The organism is Rheinheimera sp. MMS21-TC3 (assembly GCF_032229285.1).
Lineage (GTDB): Bacteria > Pseudomonadota > Gammaproteobacteria > Enterobacterales > Alteromonadaceae > Alishewanella.
In genome coordinates this window covers 2258611-2280739 of sequence record NZ_CP135084.1, presented here as the reverse complement: position 1 = coordinate 2280739, position 22129 = coordinate 2258611, and the positions used below count along the sequence as shown (strand labels likewise).

General features: G+C 39.9%; 21 protein-coding genes. 15 read left to right on the top strand and 6 right to left on the bottom strand.

What is annotated here, in order from left to right; genetic code table 11:
• Positions 1 to 32: 32 nt before the first annotated feature.
• On the top strand, positions 33 to 773 hold the full coding sequence (locus RDV63_RS11125; RefSeq protein ID WP_313909573.1) for a histidine kinase: 741 nt from the start codon (positions 33 to 35) through the stop codon (positions 771 to 773).
• A gap of 40 nt (positions 774 to 813) precedes the next feature.
• Positions 814 to 2010, top strand: coding sequence for an amino acid aminotransferase (locus tag RDV63_RS11120; RefSeq protein WP_313909572.1), 1197 nt, complete (start codon positions 814 to 816; stop codon positions 2008 to 2010).
• A 68-nt stretch (positions 2011 to 2078) separates the two neighbouring features.
• Here the strand turns inward: RDV63_RS11120 and RDV63_RS11115 are convergent, their stop codons facing one another.
• Positions 2079 to 2900, bottom strand: a complete 822-nt coding sequence (locus RDV63_RS11115) for an alpha/beta hydrolase (RefSeq protein ID WP_313909571.1) — start codon at positions 2898 to 2900, stop codon at positions 2079 to 2081.
• Positions 2901 to 3403: 503 nt separating this feature from the next.
• Between RDV63_RS11115 and RDV63_RS11110 the strand changes: the two genes are divergently transcribed.
• Positions 3404 to 3568, top strand: coding sequence for a hypothetical protein (locus RDV63_RS11110; RefSeq protein WP_313909570.1), 165 nt, complete (start codon positions 3404 to 3406; stop codon positions 3566 to 3568).
• Positions 3569 to 3697: 129 nt separating this feature from the next.
• Here the strand turns inward: RDV63_RS11110 and ettA are convergent, their stop codons facing one another.
• Positions 3698 to 5359: an energy-dependent translational throttle protein EttA gene (gene ettA, locus RDV63_RS11105; RefSeq protein ID WP_313909569.1), complete on the bottom strand. Its 1662-nt coding sequence runs from the start codon at positions 5357 to 5359 to the stop codon at positions 3698 to 3700.
• Between the two features lie 247 nt (positions 5360 to 5606).
• On the opposite strand from ettA, the gene RDV63_RS11100 reads away from it, so the two are divergent.
• The 11 genes from RDV63_RS11100 to purF all read left to right on the top strand — a co-directional run bounded on the left by RDV63_RS11100 (position 5607) and on the right by purF (position 17719).
• Positions 5607 to 5960: a DUF2750 domain-containing protein gene (locus RDV63_RS11100; protein WP_313909568.1), complete on the top strand. Its 354-nt coding sequence runs from the start codon at positions 5607 to 5609 to the stop codon at positions 5958 to 5960.
• A 110-nt stretch (positions 5961 to 6070) separates the two neighbouring features.
• Positions 6071 to 6718 (top strand): GTP cyclohydrolase I FolE, encoded by a 648-nt coding sequence (gene folE, locus RDV63_RS11095; RefSeq protein ID WP_313909567.1) that lies wholly within the window; start codon positions 6071 to 6073, stop codon positions 6716 to 6718.
• 176 nt (positions 6719 to 6894) lie between these two features.
• Entirely contained in the window at positions 6895 to 8040 is a 1146-nt protein-coding gene (locus tag RDV63_RS11090) for a 4-phosphoerythronate dehydrogenase (RefSeq protein WP_313909566.1), read from the top strand.
• Between the two features lie 16 nt (positions 8041 to 8056).
• On the top strand, positions 8057 to 9076 hold the full coding sequence (locus RDV63_RS11085) for an aspartate-semialdehyde dehydrogenase (RefSeq protein ID WP_313909565.1): 1020 nt from the start codon (positions 8057 to 8059) through the stop codon (positions 9074 to 9076).
• Between the two features lie 252 nt (positions 9077 to 9328).
• Entirely contained in the window at positions 9329 to 11863 is a 2535-nt protein-coding gene (locus RDV63_RS11080; protein ID WP_313909564.1) for a FimV/HubP family polar landmark protein, read from the top strand.
• Positions 11864 to 11956: 93 nt separating this feature from the next.
• Positions 11957 to 12742: a tRNA pseudouridine(38-40) synthase TruA gene (gene truA, locus RDV63_RS11075; protein ID WP_313909563.1), complete on the top strand. Its 786-nt coding sequence runs from the start codon at positions 11957 to 11959 to the stop codon at positions 12740 to 12742.
• 136 nt (positions 12743 to 12878) lie between these two features.
• A complete protein-coding gene (gene accD, locus RDV63_RS11070; protein ID WP_313909562.1) occupies positions 12879 to 13754 on the top strand; it encodes an acetyl-CoA carboxylase, carboxyltransferase subunit beta in 876 nt (291 codons plus the stop codon).
• A 6-nt stretch (positions 13755 to 13760) separates the two neighbouring features.
• The gene (gene folC, locus RDV63_RS11065) at positions 13761 to 15038 is read left to right on the top strand and encodes a bifunctional tetrahydrofolate synthase/dihydrofolate synthase (protein ID WP_313909561.1); all 1278 of its coding nucleotides are present in this window, start codon (positions 13761 to 13763) and stop codon (positions 15036 to 15038) included.
• Positions 15035 to 15637, top strand: a complete 603-nt coding sequence (locus RDV63_RS11060) for an SPOR domain-containing protein (RefSeq protein WP_313909560.1) — start codon at positions 15035 to 15037, stop codon at positions 15635 to 15637. Before folC ends, RDV63_RS11060 begins: the two co-directional genes overlap by 4 nt.
• A 59-nt stretch (positions 15638 to 15696) precedes the next feature.
• Complete coding sequence (locus RDV63_RS11055; RefSeq protein ID WP_313909559.1) at positions 15697 to 16185, top strand: CvpA family protein; 489 nt, start codon at positions 15697 to 15699, stop codon at positions 16183 to 16185.
• Positions 16186 to 16204: 19 nt separating this feature from the next.
• On the top strand, positions 16205 to 17719 hold the full coding sequence (gene purF, locus RDV63_RS11050) for an amidophosphoribosyltransferase (protein WP_313909558.1): 1515 nt from the start codon (positions 16205 to 16207) through the stop codon (positions 17717 to 17719).
• 71 nt (positions 17720 to 17790) lie between these two features.
• Here purF and RDV63_RS11045 read toward each other — a convergent pair whose 3' ends face one another.
• The 4 genes from RDV63_RS11045 to RDV63_RS11030 all read right to left on the bottom strand — a co-directional run bounded on the left by RDV63_RS11045 (position 17791) and on the right by RDV63_RS11030 (position 20569).
• Complete coding sequence (locus RDV63_RS11045; protein ID WP_313909557.1) at positions 17791 to 18390, bottom strand: Yip1 family protein; 600 nt, start codon at positions 18388 to 18390, stop codon at positions 17791 to 17793.
• 103 nt (positions 18391 to 18493) lie between these two features.
• Positions 18494 to 19243: a tRNA isopentenyl-2-thiomethyl-A-37 hydroxylase MiaE gene (gene miaE / locus RDV63_RS11040; RefSeq protein WP_313909556.1), complete on the bottom strand. Its 750-nt coding sequence runs from the start codon at positions 19241 to 19243 to the stop codon at positions 18494 to 18496.
• A 58-nt stretch (positions 19244 to 19301) separates the two neighbouring features.
• Positions 19302 to 20063, bottom strand: a complete 762-nt coding sequence (locus RDV63_RS11035) for a UDP-2,3-diacylglucosamine diphosphatase (protein ID WP_313909555.1) — start codon at positions 20061 to 20063, stop codon at positions 19302 to 19304.
• Between the two features lie 11 nt (positions 20064 to 20074).
• On the bottom strand, positions 20075 to 20569 hold the full coding sequence (locus RDV63_RS11030; protein ID WP_313909554.1) for a peptidylprolyl isomerase: 495 nt from the start codon (positions 20567 to 20569) through the stop codon (positions 20075 to 20077).
• Between the two features lie 151 nt (positions 20570 to 20720).
• On the opposite strand from RDV63_RS11030, the gene cysS reads away from it, so the two are divergent.
• Positions 20721 to 22097: a cysteine--tRNA ligase gene (gene cysS, locus RDV63_RS11025; protein WP_313909553.1), complete on the top strand. Its 1377-nt coding sequence runs from the start codon at positions 20721 to 20723 to the stop codon at positions 22095 to 22097.
• Positions 22098 to 22129 lie beyond the last annotated feature (32 nt).

The window sequence follows — 22129 nt, the reverse complement described above, 5'->3', positions numbered from 1 at the left end:
AGCACCTAATTCAGATAGCTGGATGGCTAAAATTGAACGAAAATGTTTTTGCAATCGACACAAGCTCTGGCAGTAAACAAGATCTCGTTGCAGACTATTTGCAGCTAAGTGGTTTACTTGTAAATTATGCTGATTTAGTTAAGGGCATTGCGCCTTTAGTTAGACAATATCAGCTGGCTATGCAACAGTTTTTAACCAAACATACGGTAGATAATTTAAGATGGCAGTATCAAGTCCCAGAGTTAGGTGAGGGTGGGGCTTGTTCTATTTTTGCTCAATTACAACCTGAGCCTTATGACTTAACTCATATTTTACCTGACAATTCTGCGCAGACGGAACAAGCGCTTTCTAAACTACAGGCATTAACCAATTATTATCAGCAACAATCAGGCTTAGATTGGTTTGGTATTTACCAAGCCAGACTTAACTCACAAGGTGATAAGGTATTAGTTAAGTTAGCATACTACGGTGCCGCATCACGAGCTGAGTTTCCATTAAATGCAGAATTTGCTAAACACAGTAATAATAGTACTGTTGGCTTATCCGGTATAGCAAAGATTATTAATAACGTTGCAGACTATGTAGCAAGCGGTGGTGAATATTATACTTGTGATCCTAAAGTAAATGCTGAAGCCTGTTTGCCCTTATTTGACCAATCAGGCAAAATAGTGGGTATTATTGATGCCGAAGATTTTAATAATAACGTTTTTACTACTGACGCCATTGCGTTACTAGTGGCAATTTGTATTACAGTGCCACAGTACTTGCCTTAACTTCAGTTGTTATCATTCATTTAACCCTAGGTAGAACATTATGTTTGCTGATTTAAAAGCCGTAGCCACTGATCCCATTTTAGGTTTAATGGCAGCGTATAAAGAAGATCCTAATCCGAATAAAGTTGATTTAGGTGTTGGTGTCTATAAAGATGAACAAGGTCATACTGCAGTACTTAACTGTGTAAAACAGGCTGAAAGTTTACGGTTAAAGCAAGAAGATAGTAAAACCTATATTGGTATGGCGGGTGATTTAAGCTTTAATCTACATATGGAGAAATTAGCTTTTGGTGCTAGCCATAAAGCCTTATTAGCTAATCGCTTAACCACAGCGCATACACCAGGTGGAACCGGAGCTTTACGTGTAGCGGCTGAGTTTATTAAGCGTGCTAACCCTAACGCCACAGTGTGGGTCACTACACCTACTTGGGCTAACCATATTTCTTTATTTGAATCTGCTGGCTTAAAAGTAAAAGAATATGCCTATTACGATTACAACACCCGTGGTTTGAATGAAGAGGCGATGTTTGCTGATTTAGCCAAAATCCCCGCCGGAGATGTGGTGTTAGTGCATGCTTGTTGTCATAACCCAAGCGGTATGGACTTAAACTTTGCTCAATGGCAGCGCTTTACCCAAATAGCACAAGAACGTGGCTTTACCCCTTTAGTTGATATGGCTTATCAAGGATTTGGTGCTGGTTTAGATCAAGACGCGGCTGGTTTACGCCATTTAGCTGATGCTGTACCTGAGCTTATTTTGTGTAGTTCATGTTCAAAAAACTTTGGTTTATATCGAGATAGGATTGGTGCTATCACGATAATGGCGCAAAACAGTGGCCAAGTGCAGAATGTTAAAACTAACTTATTAAGTGTGGTGCGTAGTATTTACTCTATGCCTCCAGCGCATGGTGCTATAGTAGTAAGCCATATTTTAGATAGTACAGAATTAACCGCTTTATGGCATCAAGAGTTAGCCGATATGCGTAATCGCATTAATAGTTATAGACAACTTATTATCGACAAGCTAACAGCAGAAGGTGTAGAGCAAGACTTTAGTTTTATTACTCGTCAGCATGGTATGTTTAGCTTTTTAGGCTTAACTAAACCGCAAATTGCTCAGTTAAGAGATAAGTACAGTATCTATATGGTCGATTCAAGCCGAGTTAGCATAGCAGGCTTAAATCATAGCAATATTGATTACTTTGCCGCATCAGTGGCAAGTGTATTAAAAGCGTAGTTAAAAAAATTTAAACAAAAAAACCGGCTGTGTAACAAGCCGGTTTTTTTGTACTCACCACTCACCACTCACCACTCACCACTAACAAACTCACTAATACTAGCCGCGACTTGCTCAGGCTGGGTCATATGACAGTGATGGCCCCCTTGTTGAGTCACTAATTTAAGCTTTTGGTAAAGGCTAGCTCCTTGCTGAAAATCGCTATAGTATTTACTATCAGTAGCTATTATAGCTAATACAGGGCATTGTACTGCGCTAATAATGGCACTAGCTTGTTCTGGTGTATAACGATACAAGGAGATATGACGTAAACGCATATCTGCACGCCAACTTACCCCTTTAGCATGTGTTATACAGCCACGCTGGCTAAGTAGCTTGGCTTCATGCAAACTAAAGTCGCTTTGCGCTTGGCGCGCCTCTGTTGCTTGGTTTAGATCTTTATAATTTAACTTGCGAGGTTTTCGATAACGCTGCCGTGAGCTGATCCCTATTCGTAATTGCTCGGCCGCTTTTGCTGCGCTTTCATTAATTAATCCCATGCTATCAATAAGAATAAGGCGAGAAACTAATTCCGGAAAACTAGCTGCTAAGGCGGTAGCAATCATCCCTCCCATGGAATGGCCAATAATAGTTAAGCCTTGCCAGCCTTGCTGCAAACATAAACTAGCTAAATCATCAACCCAATCAACAAAATGGTAATGGCTGTCTGCACTGCGATGTGCTGAATGGCCATGACCAGCAAATTCAAATGCTAATAATGGTAACTTTGCTAAGTCAGGTAACTGGGAGAATGCATGCGCTAAAGGGATAAAGCTAGCAGCGTTATCTAACCAGCCATGTAAGCATAAAATAGGGGATGCTTCAGCTGTAATATCAGCGCAATTGCTCAAAGCAGTATGAACTAGGTGATTAAGTCTGAACTCTGCGGAATAGGGTAAGGACATAAATTGAATAATCGACTTATTTACTTGTTAGTTGGTTCAATCTAACAGAATAAACACTGAAACTAAAACTAGTATTATAAGAGTAATTTTATGGCCGACTAGCCAAAACAATTCCAAGGTAATAACCTAGATTTATCAGTTAAGTTTTCATAAGAAAATTTAATTAATAAAAATTCAAAGCCCAAAAGTCAGTAAAGCCTAGTTATGCAGTGTCAGATGTTTTTATTCATTTTAATTTGCATATTTAAGTGATTATTTTGCATAGGTACGGTTGTTGCTGCATAGTTAGATATTAATATTTAGAGGATTTTTTGATAATATGAATATTAAATGAATGCTTGCATTAGTTTTTCTAATGGGTTAGGGCTAGTTTATCTCGTTGGTGGGTTGACTGAAAAATAGGCATAATAGAGCCATCTTAACTGCAGCGCACTTTTATCGAGGTATTTATGACTACTTTAAACACAGCAATCAATACAACAGCATCTAAAACAGTTCAACCAATAGCGACAAAAAATCTTGTTTTACGTCAAAATCAAATGCGTAGAATTAACCACTTATTAGGAAAAGTAGGTAAAGCATTAGCATTAAGCACTATGGTGCAAACTAAATAAATGCATTTGAACTGAGTGACGTAAAGCAGTAAAAAAGCCACGCTAGTTGTACAGGTTATTTATATCAGTACAGTAGTGTGGCTTTTTATTTTAACGCTAAGAAAACTTAGCGTTGCGCTAAACAGTTAACTAAATTCTCTTATATTTAATTCTATGTGGCTCTAAGGCTGCGGCGCCATAAGTGGCTTTAAGCCAAGCTTCATAATCTGAATAGTTACCTTCAAAGAAGTTCACTTTACCTTCATCGCGGTAATCTAAAATATGAGTGGCGATACGGTCTAAAAACCAACGGTCATGCGAGATAACCATAGCACAGCCTGGGAAGTCTAAAATGGCGTTCTCTAAGGCACGTAAGGTTTCGACGTCTAAGTCGTTGGTTGGCTCATCGAGTAACAACATATTGCCGCCAGCTTTTAATAGCGCTGCTAAATGAACTCGGTTGCGCTCACCACCTGATAAGTCACCAATAAACTTCTGTTGATCATTGCCTTTAAAGTTAAAGCGACCAACATAGGCGCGGCTTGGGATCTGATAGGTGCCAATTTGTAGAATATCTTGGCCACCAGAGATTTCTTGCCATACCGTATTTTTAGGGTTCATACTATCGCGGAACTGCTCAACACTGGCAATGTGAACGGTTTCGCCAACGACTATTTCACCTGAGTCTGGCTGTTCAGTGCCTGTAATCATTTTAAATAGAGTAGATTTACCGGCACCGTTAGGGCCAATAATACCGACAATAGCGCCTTTAGGGATACTAAAGCTTAAATCATCAATTAATAAGCGCTGACCAAATGACTTGCGCAGATTATTTACTTCCAAAACCTTGTCGCCTAAACGTGGTCCTGGTGGAATATAGAGCTCATTAGTTTCATTTCGTTTTTGAAAATCTTGGCTTTGCAGTTCTTCAAAGCGTGCCATCCTAGCTTTACTCTTAGCATGACGGCCTTTAGGGTTAGTGCGTACCCACTCTAATTCTTGTTGGATAGAGCGCTGACGGGCATTTTCGGCTTTTTCTTCTTGCTGTAAGCGAGCATCTTTTTGCTCTAGCCAAGAAGAATAGTTACCTTCCCACGGAATACCATAACCACGGTCTAGCTCTAAAATCCAGCCGGCAACGTTGTCTAAGAAGTAACGGTCATGGGTTATGGCCACAACAGTGCCTGGATAGTCGTGTAAGAAACGCTCTAACCATGCAACAGATTCGGCATCTAAGTGGTTAGTTGGTTCGTCTAGTAACAGCATATCTGGGCGCTCTAGTAACAAGCGGCAAATGGCTACTCGGCGGCGTTCACCACCAGATAAATGCTCAATTTTTGCATCCCAAGGCGGCAAGCGTAATGCATCTGCTGCACGCTCTAAGGTATTATCTAAATTATGACCTTCTTTGGCTTGAATTAAAGCTTCTAGTTCGCCTTGCTCTTTGGCTAAGGCATCAAAGTCGGCGTTTTCTTCAGCATAAGCGGCATAGACTTGATCTAAGCGGTTTAATGCCTCTTTAACATCCGCTACGGCTTCTTCAACAATTTCACGAACTGTTTTTTGCGGATCTAGTTGTGGCTCTTGTGGTAAGTAACCTATTTTGGTACCTGCAAGCGGTCTTGCTTCACCTTCAAATTCGGTATCAACCCCGGCCATGATCCGTAGTAAGGTTGATTTACCCGCTCCGTTTAAACCTAAGACGCCAATTTTTGCGCCAGGAAAAAAGGATAAAGAAATGTCTTTTAAAATCGTGCGCTTAGGAGGAACTACCTTGGAGACACGATGCATGGAGTAGATATATTGGGCCATGATTTATTTATTCTAAATAGAGTCAATAGGTGGCTGTGATTGTACGCCATTTTCAACAAAGAATGAAAGATATGCCGCTGTGGCTTGTGACTAGGTTTTTAGCAATAGCACGGTTATTAAGCTTGAATGTGCTACTTTGAATAAGTATTGCTAACATAAAGCCAAGAAGATGAGATATCACTCGCTTTTATAGCCTGTTTTCTGGTCTAATAGTGGCCATTAAAAAGTTGCACACAAGAAGGTTAATATGAGTCAGTTTGCGCAAGATCCTACTTTTTTACGCTTTGTCGAACAAGCTAAAACCCATGGCGTGGTTTATGTGTTGGCTGAAGGTGAAGATTTACTTGTTGTTGAATCGGTTGAGTTTGAAGATACTGACGTTATGCCATTTTGGTCTGATGAAGCCGCTGCATTGGCGCATTGTTCTGAAGAATGGTCGGTATATAAGCCAGAAGCTATTCCATTAGATGTATTTTGTGATGGTTGGTTAAAAGAAATGTATGATGATGGTGTGTTAATTGGCACTGACTGGGACGAAAGCTTAAATGGTCCTGAAGTTGAACCAAGAGAGCTATTAGAAGCGTTAGCATTAGTGCAATAATGTAACCATCAATTAGCATGGTGATTAATAGGCTAAATGGTTTTGTGCTTTTGTAAACCGTTTAGCTTTTTGCTTTGTATTGCTGTACCTGAGGTGATTTGGAATTCGTTATGTTATCAAAAGAAGCAGAGTTAGTGCGTGATACCTTAATTAGTCGTGGTTTAGAAACTCCGATGTTAAATAATGGTTTATCACGTGATGAAAAGTACACTAAAGTTAGACAGTTAATGTCTGAAGTTGTCAGCACCTTAGGTTTAGATTTAAATGATGACAGCCTAAATGAAACACCGCATCGAATAGCGAAGATGTATGTTGATGAAATTTTTGGTGGCTTAAACTATGCTAACTTTCCAAAAATGTCACTGATTGATAACAAGATGCAAGTGTCTGAAATGATTAAAGTGAAAGAAATTAGCTTTACCAGTACTTGCGAACATCATTTTGTCACTATAGATGGCTATGCCACTGTTGCCTATATTCCAAGTGGCCGCATTATTGGTTTATCGAAAATAAACCGTATTGTTAGATTTTTTGCGCAACGCCCGCAAGTACAAGAGCGCTTAACTCAGCAAGTATTAGTCGCCCTACAAACCTTATTAGAAACAGATAATGTTGCTGTAACAATGGAAGCAGTTCATTACTGCGTTAAGTCTCGTGGTGTTATGGATGTAAATTCAAAAACCCAAACCACAGCCTTAGGCGGCATTTTTAAAGACGATGGTCGCACTCGCGCCGAGTTTTTAGCTAATAATAGCTAAACAAATTTCTCAACTAGCTAAAAAGTGACGAGTGTATCTCTATTATTCGTCACTGCTTCAGTATGAAGCTAGTTACTTGTCACTGTTGCCATAGGCAACAAGTCACTGCTGTTAATAACTGACAACTAAGCACTCACAACTAAGCACTCACAACTAAACACTAAACTGGAGTCACCATGCGCATTTTTGCTGATGAAAACATGCCTTTAGTTCAGCAGTTTTTCTCTGATTTAGGCCTGGTTACCTTGTTTGATGGCCGTAATGTAACAGCGGAGCAGTTATCAGAGGCTGAAGTATTACTGGTTCGTTCGGTAACACAGGTGGATCAAGTCTTATTGCAGACTAACTCCGACTTAACCTTTGTTGGCACGGCAACTATAGGCTTAGAGCATATTGATCAAAGCTATTTAGCCAAACGTCAGATCCCCTTTACTAATGCGCCAGGGTGTAATGCCCAGTCGGTCGTTGAATATGTATTAAGTAGTCTGTGGTTTTTAGCCGAGCGTTATCAATGGCAACTGCAGCAAAAAACAATTGGGGTTGTCGGTGTTGGTAATATTGGTAGCCGTTTGGCAAAAAGCTTAAAGTTACTCGGCGCTAAGGTACTAGTATGCGATCCGTTGCGGCAGCAGCAAGAGCCTAGTTTCCCTGGGCCTGACTTTGAGGCAGTTGATTTTAATAGTCTATGTCAGCAAGTCGATATAATTAGTTTTCATACTCCTTTGCAGCGCGATGGTGACTTCGCTACCGAGCATTTATTAAATGCTAAAACCTTAGCCATGCTTAAACCAGACTGTGCCATTATTAATGCTGCTCGTGGTGGAATTATAGATAATAAAGCGCTTTTAGCTGAAGCAGAGGCTTTAGCCGAGCAAGGTAAGAAAAGGCCGCTGGTACTAGATGTATGGGAAGATGAGCCGGACATTTTAATGGCCTTAGTGCCTTATGCTGATATTGCGAGCGCTCATATTGCTGGTCATAGTATAGAAGGTAAAGCCAGAGGAACAGAAATGCTGTACCTTGCACTATGCCAGCAGCTAGGCTTGCAGCCTAAGCATAGTTTAGCTGATTTTTTAGCCTCGCCTGCAATTGAGAAAGTACAGATAACCCCAAGTTTTGGGGTTCCAGATGTCCAAAATTTAGCAAAGTTGTTATATGATGTGTCACGTGATGATGCGACATTTCGTCATTCACTCACGGATAAAGGTTTTGACTGGATCCGGAAAAACTATCCAGCAAGACGAGAATTTAGCTCATTACAGCTTAGTGGTACTGCGGTGCCGAATTGGTTATTACAATTAGGTTTTAGCCAGGAACAATAATTAAAGAGGAGCAGTCATGGCGTCGCAATTTAATGTTGCTGTGTTAGGTGCAACAGGATTAGTAGGTAAGCTAATAATTGAATTATTAGAAGAGCGCGGTTTTCCGGTAGATAGGTTATATCCTTTAGCCAGTAGTCGCTCTGCGGGTGAGACCATTAGTTTTAAAGGAAAAAGCATTAAGGTACAAAATGCTGATCAATTTGATTGGTCACAAGCCCATATTGCTTTCTTTTCAGCTGGTGGCAATGTGTCAGCGCAATATGCGCCTATAGCGGCAGAAGCAGGCTGTATTGTTATTGATAATACCTCACATTATCGTTATGAGCCTGATATTCCATTAGTGGTGCCAGAGGTTAACCCGCAGGCTTTAGCCGATTATAGAAACCGCAATATTATCGCAAATCCAAATTGTTCAACCATTCAAATGTTAGTGGCACTTAAACCTATTTATGATGCGGTAGGTATTAGCCGAGTGAACGTAGCAACTTATCAATCAGTTAGTGGGGCAGGACAAGATGCTGTTGAGGCTTTAGCGCATGAAACGGCACAGTTAATGAATGGCCGCCCGATTGAAAAAGAGGGGAAATTTGCTAGGCAAATTGCCTTTAATGTTATTCCACAAATAGATGAATTTATGGATAACGGTTACACCAAAGAAGAAATGAAAATGCACTGGGAAACCCAGAAGATTTTTGCTGATGATCATATAGCTGTTAATGCAACAGCGGTGAGAGTACCGGTTTTTTATGGCCACGCTGAAGCGGTACATCTTGAAACGCGGATGCCAATTAGTGCTGATGAAGTTAAAGCTTTATTAGCTAATAGTCCAGGCATAGTGTTAATTGAAAATAATGAAGAGTTTCCAACTCAAGTATGTAGTGGAAGTGGCCAAGATGAGGTTTTTGTTGGCAGAATTCGCCAAGATATCTCATATGAAAATGGTATTAATTTATGGATAGTAGCCGACAATATTCGTAAAGGAGCAGCAACAAATAGCATTCAAATTGCTGAACTATTAATTAGTGAGTATTTATAGCTGTATTTATTAACTTCAGGTCATAGTATTTAAATTGGCTCCTTAGGGAGCCAATTTTTTATCTATACTAAATACAGGCTAAGCAGCAATAATTTACTTAGCTTGTTGTTTTAATACCTAATACGATATTATCTAATGCTAATTTATTAGTGAAAAATAAAGTTGGAGCATAAATTGCTTGGCTTTTATCTATGTAGGTAGTATTACAGTTAGTTATTACAAAAAGCAGCCAAAGTAGGCTAGGGGATATCAATGCCGATGTTATTTGTTGTGTTTTTTGCTGTGCTTGTCAATTTTTCGTCACCTTTGCTGGCGCAGGAAGATAATGTACAAATCCGTGGGCCGCGAAGCACAGATAGCTTAGCGCAACAAGCAACGATAGGCCCGTTAGGCGCCAACGATACGCTATGGCGAGTTGCCGAGCGGTTGAAGCCAAATGCTAATGTTAGTTTATATCAAGTAATGTATGCCTTGTACCAAAAGAATCCGGATGCATTTTTAGACAATAATTTAAATCATTTAAAACCCAGAGCAATATTAAAAGTACCGTCGCTTCGCGAAGTAACACAAGTTGACATCAATCTAGCCAAGCAAAAAGCAGAGCAAGATGATATAGCGTGGGCACGGCGACAACAAACGGCCAAAATAGCAGTACAGCAATCTACACAGCAGCAACAAGTTGTTACTACAGAGCCGGTTTCGGTAGCTTGGCAACAAGAATTACAGCAAACTGCACAGCAGCAGCGCGAACAATTAGCGGCTATGCGTAGCGACTTTGAATATTCGATACAACAAGTGCAAACATTAGAGCTTGAAAATGAACGGTTAAAAACCAGCTTAACTGCAATTGAAGTTGAACTAGAAAAGCTTAGAGACCAGCTTAGTCAAGATAATGAATTACAGCAGCAGTTAGCTAGCTTAATAGCACAGCAAGCTGACTTGCTACGAGTTAATGCTGAGCTTGCAGCAAAGGTTAATCAAGATTTTAATTGGCAAGATGTACTTAAAAATCCATTATCTTGGGTTCTAGCTGCAAGTATTCCTGCTTTATTAGTCTTGTTTAGCATTTTATTGATTATTAAACGTCGTGGTAAGGAAACTGAGGCAGTGGTAAATTCAGTTAACTTAGCAAATACACCCGATCCGAGTTACCAATCACCTTTACCGCCTTTAGATGATAATGATGATATTGATGAAAGCTTATTTGAATTAGACGAAGCCTTATTAGAAGAACCTATTACTCAGGAAGATATAGCAGCCGATGAGTTTAGTGATATGCAACCCACGGCCAGTATAGATGATGAATTGTTAGATTTTGATGATGAGTTATTGCATGATGATAGCCCATTACCTGAGCCTATTGATAATGAACCAACAGACATCGAAGATGAGCCCTTTGATCCTGATCAAATATTGTCTGACACTGATATTTCGGCTTTATTATTGGCTGAAGATGAAGATGAAGATGAAGATGAAGATGAAACTATTATCGAGCCAGCTGATGATAAAGAATCGGTAACTGATGAGCTTGATACTATAGAAGACTTAGACTTTGTAGATGAATTAACTGATGACTTAGCCAGTACTGAAACTAGCGCTGAAGACGAGTTATCTCTAATCGAACAATCTCTTATGGATGATGCTGCTGAACAGCCTATAACGGAAGTGTCAGATGCAGATTTGATTGAGCAGGCATTTGCTGAAGATGGCTTAAGCCAAAGCAATGACCAGGCGAGTGTAAATGAGGAGTTTGCTTTAACCGACGAAAATACTCTAGCTGTAGACAATAAAGGCGAAATTGATAAAGAAGTAGATACAGACTTAGCCGACTTTGAAAATGATGTTGAAGTTGTAGCGATAGACTTAGCTGATGATACTGATAGCGTAACTGAGCAAGAGCAAGAGTTAACTTCTGCTTTAAATCAGTTTGAGCTTGCAGAAGACTCTTTAGTTAAAGCTATAAGTGCAGAAACAAATAAGCTAGATCCTGAATTAGAACCAGCTCTAACTATGGATTTAGAGACTGACGCTAATTTTACCGAAAATGATGCTGATGATATTTTTGAGTTTGATAGCACAAGTTTAGATGAGTTTGCAGAAAGCCTAGCACAGGAGCAGGCGCCTGATTTATCTACTTCAGATGATAACTCGGTAACATCAGTGACTGATGCGACTTTGTCTGTAGAAAATCCTAGCGAAATGTTAGAGCAATACCCCGATTTAGACTTAGCAGAAGATGATTTCTCACTTGATATTGACTCTTTATCGCCAGCGGTTTTAAGTGCTGAGGCGGTTCAACAAGAAAATGATGAGGCTATTGAGTTAGACCCATTAGCCGAGCACCAGTTTGACTCTTTGATGGGAGAGTTAGAAGCTATTGCTGGCAATGTTGAGTTAACAAACTCTGATAGCCCTGAGTTTGCACTAGAGCATGACGATATTGCCAAGCTTAAACCGGTAGCAAATAATGATTTTGATTTTACTGATGATGACTTTGTTGAAATAGATAAACTATTAGCTTCGACTGCTGAACAACAAGAAACTAACCCCGAACGTTTTAACAACCTTAATGTTGATGTGGGTTTAGATGAGTTTGCAGATGTAATTGGCAAGCAACAAGAGTACGATGTTGATAAAGATGACAATGGTTATGCCGCAAAATTAGATTTAGCTCGGGCTTATATTGAAATGGAAGACCCAGAAAATGCTGAGCAAATACTGACTGCAATTTTAGAGTCAGATGCACCAGCACACGTAAAAAGTGAAGCTAAAGCATTAAAGTCTTAAATTAGAGCTAAAAAATATTCATGCTTATTGCGAACGACTGTATAAAATTAAGTTCTGCGCTATAATCGCCGCGTTAAAATACATGAGGTAAATATGCGGATTGCATTAGGTGTTGAATATGACGGCGCAACATTTTATGGTTGGCAACGGCAGCGGCATGTAAACAGTGTCCAACAAGAGTTAGAAACAGCATTATCAAAAATTGCCAATCAGCCAATAGAGGTATTTTGTGCAGGTCGGACTGATGCTGGTGTTCATGCAACAGGCCAAGTAGTCCACTTTGATAGCCCAGTATTAAGAGATAATAAATCCTGGGTAATGGGCACTAACTCACAGTTACCAGATGCTATTTCGGTAAGATGGTCTCAGCCTGTATCTACAGAGTTTCATGCTCGTTTTAGTGCAACAGCGCGCCGTTATCGTTATATTATTTATAATCATAAATATCGGCCTGCTATTTTACGCGCAGGCTTAAGTCATTATCATCAAAAGCTAGATACCGACTTAATGCAGCAGGCAGCAAAGTACTTATTGGGAGAGCATGACTTTAGTTCATTTAGAGCCTTGTATTGCCAGTCTAGGACGCCGGTTAGGAATGTACATCATCTAAATATTAGTCGGCATAATGACTATATAGTTATAGATATTAAAGCTAATGCTTTTTTACATCATATGGTTAGAAATATTGCTGGGTGTTTGCTTGAAGTCGGAATGCAACTGCGGCCACCAGAATGGCTTGGTGAATTATTAGCAGAGAAAGACCGTAGTTTAGCTGCAGCAACAGCCAAACCCGGTGGACTCTATCTCGTGGATGTTGATTATCCCGAACAATTTGCTATTCCAGCATCAGCAGGCGGCCCCTTGTTTTTACCCGCCTAATAATCACTACTAAGACCAGTTATTTATGTCTTGTCTTGGTGGTTTTGTGCTTTAATACACAATGTATATCGAATTTTCGACGTGTTTAACGTTTTTACTATCGAGTTTTCTTGGTAGTTAGCTATAGGAATCAGTTATGAGTTGGTTAGAAAAAATCTTGCCTAGAACATCTTCATCTTCTTCTCGTCGAAATATACCTGAGGGTGTCTGGACTAAATGTAATTCTTGTGACGCTGTATTATATCGTGCCGATTTAGAGCGAAACCTTGGTGTTTGTCCAAAATGTGATCATCATATGCGGGTGTCAGCAAGAACGCGTTTAAATGATTTCTTAGATCCTAATACAGGTCAAGAGTTAGCCGCAGATCTAGAACCACAAGATTTACTTAAGTTCAAAGATAGCAAACGTTATAAAGATCGTTTAGTAGCTGCACAAAAGCAAACTAACGAAAAAGATGCCATGATTGTTATGCATGGTACTTTAAAAGATATGCCAATAGTGGCTGCTTCATTTGAGTTTGAGTTTATGGGCGGCTCTATGGCTTCTGTGGTTGGCGCTAAGTTTGTTGCTGGTGTAGAGCATGCCTTAAAACATAAAGTTCCTTTTGTCTGTTTCTCTGCCAGTGGCGGTGCTCGGATGCAGGAAGCTTTATTTTCATTAATGCAAATGGCTAAAACCAGTGCAGCTTTAGCTAAGTTAACCGAACAGGGCTTACCTTATTTTTCGGTGTTAACTGATCCTACTATGGGTGGTGTTTCAGCAAGCTTAGCGATGTTAGGTGATGTTAATATTGGTGAGCCTAAGGCTTTAATAGGTTTTGCTGGTCCTCGAGTTATAGAGCAGACAGTTCGAGAGAAACTACCTGAAGGTTTTCAGCGTAGCGAGTTCTTATTGGAACATGGTGCAATAGACATGATTGTTGACCGCCGAGAAATGCGCGATACAATTGCCAGGCTTGTTGCTAAATTTATGCAGCTTCCCGCTCCAGATTCAGATATAGATGTCGCTTAAAGATTTATGTCAACTCGCATCTTAAATAGCCAATCGTGCCAGACACTGGACGATTGGCTTTGTTATATAGAACAAAGTCATCCAATAGATAATATTGAGCTAGGACTTGATCGCGTTGCCACCGTTGCCAGTAAAGGGCAATTGCAGCAGTTGCCGGGTAAAAAAGTGTTGATTGCTGGCACTAATGGCAAAGGGACCACGGCTCGTTGTGTAGAGCAGTTATTGTTGGCCCAAGGCGCTTCAGTCGGAGTCTATAGCTCTCCGCATTTACTACATTTTAATGAACGCTTACGGATTAATGATCAAGATGTTCCTGCCAGCGATTGGGTTGACGCTTTTGCTTATGTTGAACAGCTTCGTGGTGAGCTAGGATTAACCTATTTTGAGTTTACTACTTTAGTCGCATTTTATTTATTACGCCAAGCTAAGGTTGATTATTGCATCATTGAAGTAGGCTTAGGTGGGCGCTTAGATGCGACTAATATTATTCATCCAGATATAAGTGTTATTACAACTATTGATTTAGATCATCAAGATTGGTTAGGCAATGATCGCAATATAATAGGCCGAGAAAAGGCGGGGATTTTTAGACCTGACTCGATAGCAATCATTGGTGAGTTAGCCATACCACCTTCAATATTAAGTTATGCCAAAGAGCTTAATTGTGTTACAAAAATAGTCAATACAGATTATGGCTATACCGCGCAAGAGCAGAGTTGGAGTTGGCACAGCGGGGATGATAGTTATAGCGACTTACCACTACCAGCTATTCCAGTGCAGAATCTAGCTTGTAGCTTAGCTATATTACAGCAATTACAGCGCTTACCTTCAGCTGCCATGCTTGAGCAAGAAATAAAAAACATTTGTTTATTGGGCCGGATGCAGTGGTTACAGCGGCAGCCTGCAATTATACTTGATGTTGCGCATAATCCGCAATCAGCACAATACTTGGCTCAGCAACTAAGGCCACTTACTGCAAAATATAAGCGGATTATTGCTTTGGTAGGAATGCTAAAAGATAAAGATATTACCAATACTTTATTACCTTTGTTACCCATAATGAATCAGTGGCATCTTGCTACTTTGCCTTGTGGCAGAGGAGCTTCTGCACAGCAGTTAAAGCAAGCTTTACCTGAAGCAGGCGTAGAAATAATCCAACACCATGATGTAATTAGTACATTTAAGCAGTTAAGGCAGCAGTTACAGGCAGAAGACTTACTTGTTGTGTTTGGCTCTTTTGTCACAGTGTCAGCTGTATTGTCAGATTTTGAGGAGGCAATATGACAGCCGGATTTAAACACCGCTTGTTAGGTACTATTATTTTAGTCTTAGTAGGTGTGATTTTTTTGCCAGATTTACTCGATGGTGAAAAACAAGTTGTTAAAGATGATTTTAAAGTGATCCCAGCTCGGCCAGAGTTTGCTGCCGTACCTAATCAGCAAGCTATTGAATCACAATCTATGGCAACTGTGCGGGCAGAAATAGCCAATGAAGTGGTAGATGAGCCTATAGTTGATCAGGCTATAGTTGAAGAATCACAAACAGAACAATTGCCTGTACAAGAATATGCTCAAGTCACAGTGCCCAGTAACAGTAATAATAATTTGCATAATGCTGCTTTAACTGAAGCTGCATGGGTGGTAAGTGTCGGTAGTTTTAGCAAACAACAGAATGCTAATGAGTTGATGCTTAAATTACGTCAAGCAGGCTTTGTCACTTATATGCGCACAGTAACTAATAGTAATGGCCTAGAACTGACTAGTGTATTAGTAGGACCAGAGTTAAAAAAAGAACGCTTAGAGCAGCAGTTACCAAAGTTACAACAAATAGCGGGTATTGATAACTTGCGAATAGTTAATTACCAACCGACAGAAAATAATTAGCCAAGCAGTGCTTAGCTTTGTTAGAATATATACCGTCGTCTAACAACCTTTGGTAGAAAATGGTTTGGGTTGATTTTGCCATTTTGGCAGTTATAGCATTATCTTCTGTGATTAGTCTCGTTAGGGGGTTTGTCAAAGAAGCCATCTCTCTTGGGGTTTGGATCTTGGCTTTTTTTATTGCCAGCCAATATTATCCTCACTTAGCCAGCTTACTCACGTCTATGTCCGAGCCCACAATACGAAATGCTTCAGCTATTGCTATTTTGTTTATCAGCAGTTTAATTGTAGGCGCAATTATTAATTATGTTATTAGTAAGTTAGTACAGACCACAGGTTTATCGGGTACTGATCGGGTTTTAGGCTTAGTATTCGGTGCTTTACGTGGGGTGTTAATTGTTAGTGCCGTATTGTTTTTTATGGATGCCTTTACGCCAGCAGCTAAGGCTGGATGGTGGCAGGCCTCAACTTTAATCCCTGAGTTTGGTTTTATCATTGAGTGGTTCTTTAGTTATATTCAGGATCACTCTAGTTTTATGCAACAGCCTTAATACGGGCGAGGAAAATTCAATGTGTGGTGTTGTCGGTATTGTCGGAAAGTATCCTGTAAATCAAGCCCTATATGATGGCCTAACGGTGTTACAACACCGCGGTCAAGATGCTGCGGGTATTGTTACAATAGATAGCAATAATACACTAAAATTACGTAAAGCTAATGGCTTAGTAAAAGATGTGTTTGAAATGCGGCATATGCAACGTTTAGCCGGCAATATTGGTTTGGGCCATGTGCGTTATCCTACGGCTGGTTCATCAAGTATTGCTGAGGCTCAGCCTTTTTATGTGAATAGCCCCTTTGGTATCGCTTTAGCTCATAATGGCAACTTAACTAATTCTCACTTATTAGTTGATGATATTTTTCGGATAGCTAAACGTCATATAAACACTACCTCTGATTCTGAAATTTTATTAAATGTCTTGGCCCATGAGTTACAAAATACCGGAGTTATGCAGTTACAACCCGAGCATATTTTTAGAGCTGTGGCTAATGTACACCGTAAAATTCGTGGAGCCTATGCCGCTGTTGCCTTAATTATTGGTCATGGCTTATTAGCTTTTAGAGATCCTAATGGCATCAGGCCTTTAGTGATGGGCAAGCGTGAAACCGAACTAGGTACTGAGTATATGGTCGCATCAGAAAGTGTCGCTTTAGATGCTGATGGTTATACTGTGATGCGTGATGTTTCTCCAGGTGAAGCGGTTTATATTACTCAAGAAGGTGAGCTGCATACTTTCCAATGTGCAGAGAACCCAAGTTATACGCCTTGTATTTTTGAATATGTTTATTTTGCTCGCCCAGACTCAACTATAGATAATATCTCGGTTTATGCATCACGGGTGGCAATGGGCGCAGTTTTAGGTGAAAAAATTAAACGTGAATGGGGGCATTTAGATATTGATGTTGTGATCCCTATTCCTGAAACAAGTACTGATACGGCATTAAAAATAGCCACCGTTTTAGATTTGCCTTATCGTCAAGGCTATGTCAAAAATCGCTATATTGGCCGTACTTTTATTATGCCAGGTCAAGAAGCGCGTAAAAAGTCGGTTAAACGTAAATTGAATGCTATCTGGCAAGAGTTTAAAGGTAAAAATGTTTTATTAGTCGATGACTCTATTGTACGTGGCACAACGTCTAAGCAGATTATTGATATGGCCCGTGAGGCTGGTGCTAAAAAGGTTTATTTTGCCTCTGCAGCTCCTGAGGTGCGTTTCCCTAATGTTTATGGTATTGACATGCCATCGGCAAACGAATTGATTGCACATGGTCATGACGTTGATAGTATTTGTAATATTATCGGTGCTGATGGGCTTATTTTTCAATCCTTACCTGATTTAATAGAAGCAGTTCGTATAGGTAATCCCGACATTAAACGATTTGATACCTCAGTGTTTGATGGTAACTATGTAACTAATGACATTGATCAGAACTATTTAAATCGTTTAGAGCAATTACGTAGCAATGATGCTAAAGCGAAAGCTGATGCGGCTATGGCAACTAATTTAGAAATGTATAACGAAGGCTAGAAAAAGTTAGCTTAAGTAAAAAAGGCAGTCGCTTCTGAAGTGACTGCCTTTTTGTTATTTATAATTGTAAATTAATGGGAGAAAGCGGGACCTAAACCATTACTCCATAAAATAGCAGTGCCAGCCAAAATACAGACTAATAACACTAAACCGGCTGTTACCACTGAGCTAGCATAAACAAAACCACGATCCTCTGGAATATGCATAATAATAGGCACACCCACATAGAGTAAGTAGACGGAATAAGTTAATCCTACTAAACCTGCTACTACTACAACCCATAACTCTGGATATAAACCGGCAAAACCTACCATAAACATTGGCGTTGCAGTATAAGCTGCTAGTTCAAGAGTTTGGGTATAACTGGGTTTAGCACCAAAGGTAATGGCCATCCAGTTTGCAATAAAGCTTAAAGCAAATACACCTGCTATAAGCGCAACATACATGCCAATTGCCATAATTCTGGCACTTTCTTCTGTTAAGATAATACGCTCGCCTGCGCCAATGCTCCAGCCTAAGTAAACCGCCGAATAATAAGCGCATAAGGCAGGAATTAGTGCAATTAACATAATATGGATTATGCTGTAACGAAAACTTTCATGTCGTGTATCTATGGAATGCCATTCTTGCTTTGGATGCGCATATAGACCCCATAAGTGATTCAATATCATAATTATTATCCTTGTCACTTCCTAATACGACCAGATCAGTTCTATGATCCTTGTATCAGTTATGACCAATATTCAGCAGTTCGTCAAGTGAACAGTGCAATAATTATACTGGTGAGCCGGAATGAAAGCGAAACTCGTCATCTATACTTAATATAAGATCTGCTTCTACAACACCAAAAAAATGTATTCGCTCGCTAATGTCAGTACCGGCTATTTTAGTGGCTAATTGTAAGTAATCCTCAAAATGACGGGCTTCAGAGCGTAAAAGAGAGATATAAAAATCTGCTAGAGGCTTATCTAAAAAAGGCGCTATTTTAGCAAAACGCTCACAAGAGCGAGCCTCAATATAAGCACCACAAATTAACTTATCAATAAGGGCGTTGGGTTCATAAGTACTGACATGGCGCAACATGCCTCTGGCATAGCGACTGGAAGTGATCTTGTCATAGGTTATGCCATAATGTTGCATCATTTCTAATACTTGATAAAAATGGTGTAGCTCTTCTTTAATTAGCAACACCATTTTATCAACTAATTCTTGACCATAGTTTGAATCAGCTTTTGGTAGCATAGATTTTTTCAGCTTTATATCGGCCAATTTTGTCCAGTCACCTTGTTGGCGATAAGTATAATCTTCATAAGGTTTTAGCCATTGCAATAGGGCAGTGCTGCTTTGTTCATCTACGACATAGCGGCGAATTAAATACATAGCCGATTGTGCTGCTTTTAATTCGCAGACTAAGTGATCGGTGAGTAATACAGCTAGATTTTCTGGCTTACGAGCAGCGTCTATCCAAGAGTCTGGTGTAGTGCAGTGTAAAAAGTTATTAATAGGTGTAAGTAACGACTGCAAAACAATCCCCTTAAATTTAAATTAGTGCTAGTAAATGAGCAACGGCATAAATAGCTAATTAGTCGGTTAATGGCGTGAAATGTAACTGCCACTGCTCTGCGCTAACCAATAAATAACTACTTTGGCTATACCAGTCACCTAGTACATAGCGTTGGCCAGTTTGACCATTTAGCGCGATCTGATGCACAGCAGGGCGGTGGGTATGACCATGAATTAACTTATTCACTTTAGCTTGTTGCATAACATGTATGACTTCCTCTGGGGTAACATCCATGATCTGTTGTTGATTGTTATTATTATATTGCTGCTTATGTTTAGCGCTGCGTAAGCGTGCTTGTTTGGCTAAATGCTGGCGCAACTTTAAAGGTAAATTAAGCATAATAAACTGCCACCAAGGCTGGTTCCACCATTTACGAAACTTTTGATAGGCAATATCTAAAGTGCAAAGGCTATCACCATGCATAATAAGCGTAGGCGTGCCATATAAATCTATAACCTGCTCTGGTGGTAATAGTGTCATACCACAACGTTTGGCATAAGCTTGGCGTAAGAAGAAGTCACGGTTACCATGAATAAAAAACAACTGAGTGCCATTATCACTCAGTTGCTTAAGTGCCGTGGCGACTTTTGCGATTAGTGGCTCGGGATTATCATCGCCAATCCATACATCAAATAAATCGCCTAAAATATATAGCGCCTCAGCCTTTACCGCGGTGGTTTGCAAAAACTGCATAAAAGCCGTTGTAATATCAGGCCGCTGTGCCGATAAATGAATATCGGCAATAAAAAGCGAATGTGGTGTACTAGGTTGAGGCTGCATGATATTCAGAGTTAGGCTTCAAGAACCGCTTTTTCTATAATAACGGGCTTAACAGGCACATCAGCATGGCCATTTGAATTGCCTGTTGCTACTTTCTTAATGCTGTCAACGACATCCATACCTTCAACCACTTCACCGAATACGCAATAACCCCAGCCTGAGCTGGTTTCAGAGCTATGGTTTAAGAAGTCGTTATCGCCAACGTTGATAAAAAACTGGTTTGAAGCTGAATGCGGATCATTAGTACGGGCCATGGCAATAGTGCCTTTTTTATTGGCGACTTTGTTGTTAGCTTCATTCTTAATAGGAGCCTTAGCTTTTTTCTGGTTCATGTCAGCAGTAAAACCACCGCCTTGGATCATAAAACCGTCAATAACACGGTGGAAAATTGTATTATCGTAAAAGCCATCTTTTACATAACTAGTAAAATTTTCGACAGTAATGGGTGCTTTATCGGCAAAAAGTTGTAATTTAATAACGCCATAGTTGGTATGTAAGCTGATCATAAATATATCCCCTAAATGTAAGTTGCAATATTCTACCTGAGCCGGCGCAAATCATAAAGCAAAGATAGCGAGGCAGGGGTGCTAGTGATACACTATTAAAAAATAAATACCCATAATATTTTCGGCCAGACAGAGCCAATTTGAGGACAAAATGTTACATATCTTTAATACCTTAACTAGAAAAAAACAACTATTCACTCCAATTGAGCCAGGGAAAGTAGGGCTTTATGTTTGTGGTATTACAATTTATGACTACTGTCATGTTGGCCATGCTAGAACTTATGTCGCTTTTGATGTTATTAATCGCTATTTACGTTTCTCTGGTTACGATGTGACTTATGTGCGTAACATTACTGATGTAGACGATAAAATTATTAACCGCGCTGCAGAAAATAACGAAAGCTGTGATGCATTAACCGCGCGCTTTACTAAAGCTATGCATGCTGATTTTGCTGCGTTAGGCTTGTTGCCTGCGGATATTGAGCCAAGAGTAACTACACATATGGCAGAAATTATTGCTATGATTGAACAGCTTATGGCTAAAGGCTATGCCTATGAAGCTGATGGTGACGTGCTGTTTGATGTTAGTAAATATAAAGCTTATGGTGAATTAAGTCAGCAGAATTTAGAGATGCTGCAATCTGGCTCACGGGTAGAAGTGGCAGACAATAAACAAAATCCATTAGACTTTGTGCTATGGAAATCAGCAAAGCCGGGTGAACCATTTTGGCAATCGCCATGGGGTGATGGCCGCCCAGGTTGGCATATTGAATGCTCAGCAATGAGTGCTAAACATTTAGGCCAACATTTTGATATCCATGGTGGTGGTTCAGACTTACAGTTCCCGCATCATGAGAATGAAATTGCCCAGTCAACTTGTGCTCATGATCATAAGTACGTTAATACTTGGATCCATACCGGTATGGTGCAAGTAGATAAAGAAAAAATGTCTAAATCCTTAGGCAATTTCTTTACCGTAAAAGATGTTTTGGCTACTTATAACCCAGAATCAGTTCGTTACTTTTTATTATCTAGTCATTATCGTAGCCAGCTTAATTATTCAGCTGAAAACTTAGAACAAGCCCATGCTGCTTTAGGCCGCTTATACACGGCATTACGTAATATTGTGCCCAGTGAGTCTATTGATATGGACAGTAGTTATATTGCTCAGTTTAAAGCTGCTATGGATGATGACTTTAATACTCCAGAAGCGTTGCCAGTGTTATTTGACTTAGCTAGAGAGGTAAATCGTTTTAAAGAAGCGGAACCGGCTAAAGCTAAAAAATTAGCGGCTGAGTTAAAACTGCTAGCTGGTGTGTTAGGTTTGTTACAAGGTAACCCAGAGCAGTTTTTACAGTCAGGTACCTCAGATGATGATGTGGCTGAAATTGAAGCGTTGATAACACAGCGTAACGATGCGCGTGCTGCGAAAGACTGGCCGGCTGCAGATGCAGCACGAGCTGCGTTAACAGCTAAAGGTATTATCGTAGAAGATAAAAATGGCGTGACAACTTGGCGCAAAGGCTAACTTCGCTAAGTTATAATAGCTTTAAGTAATAG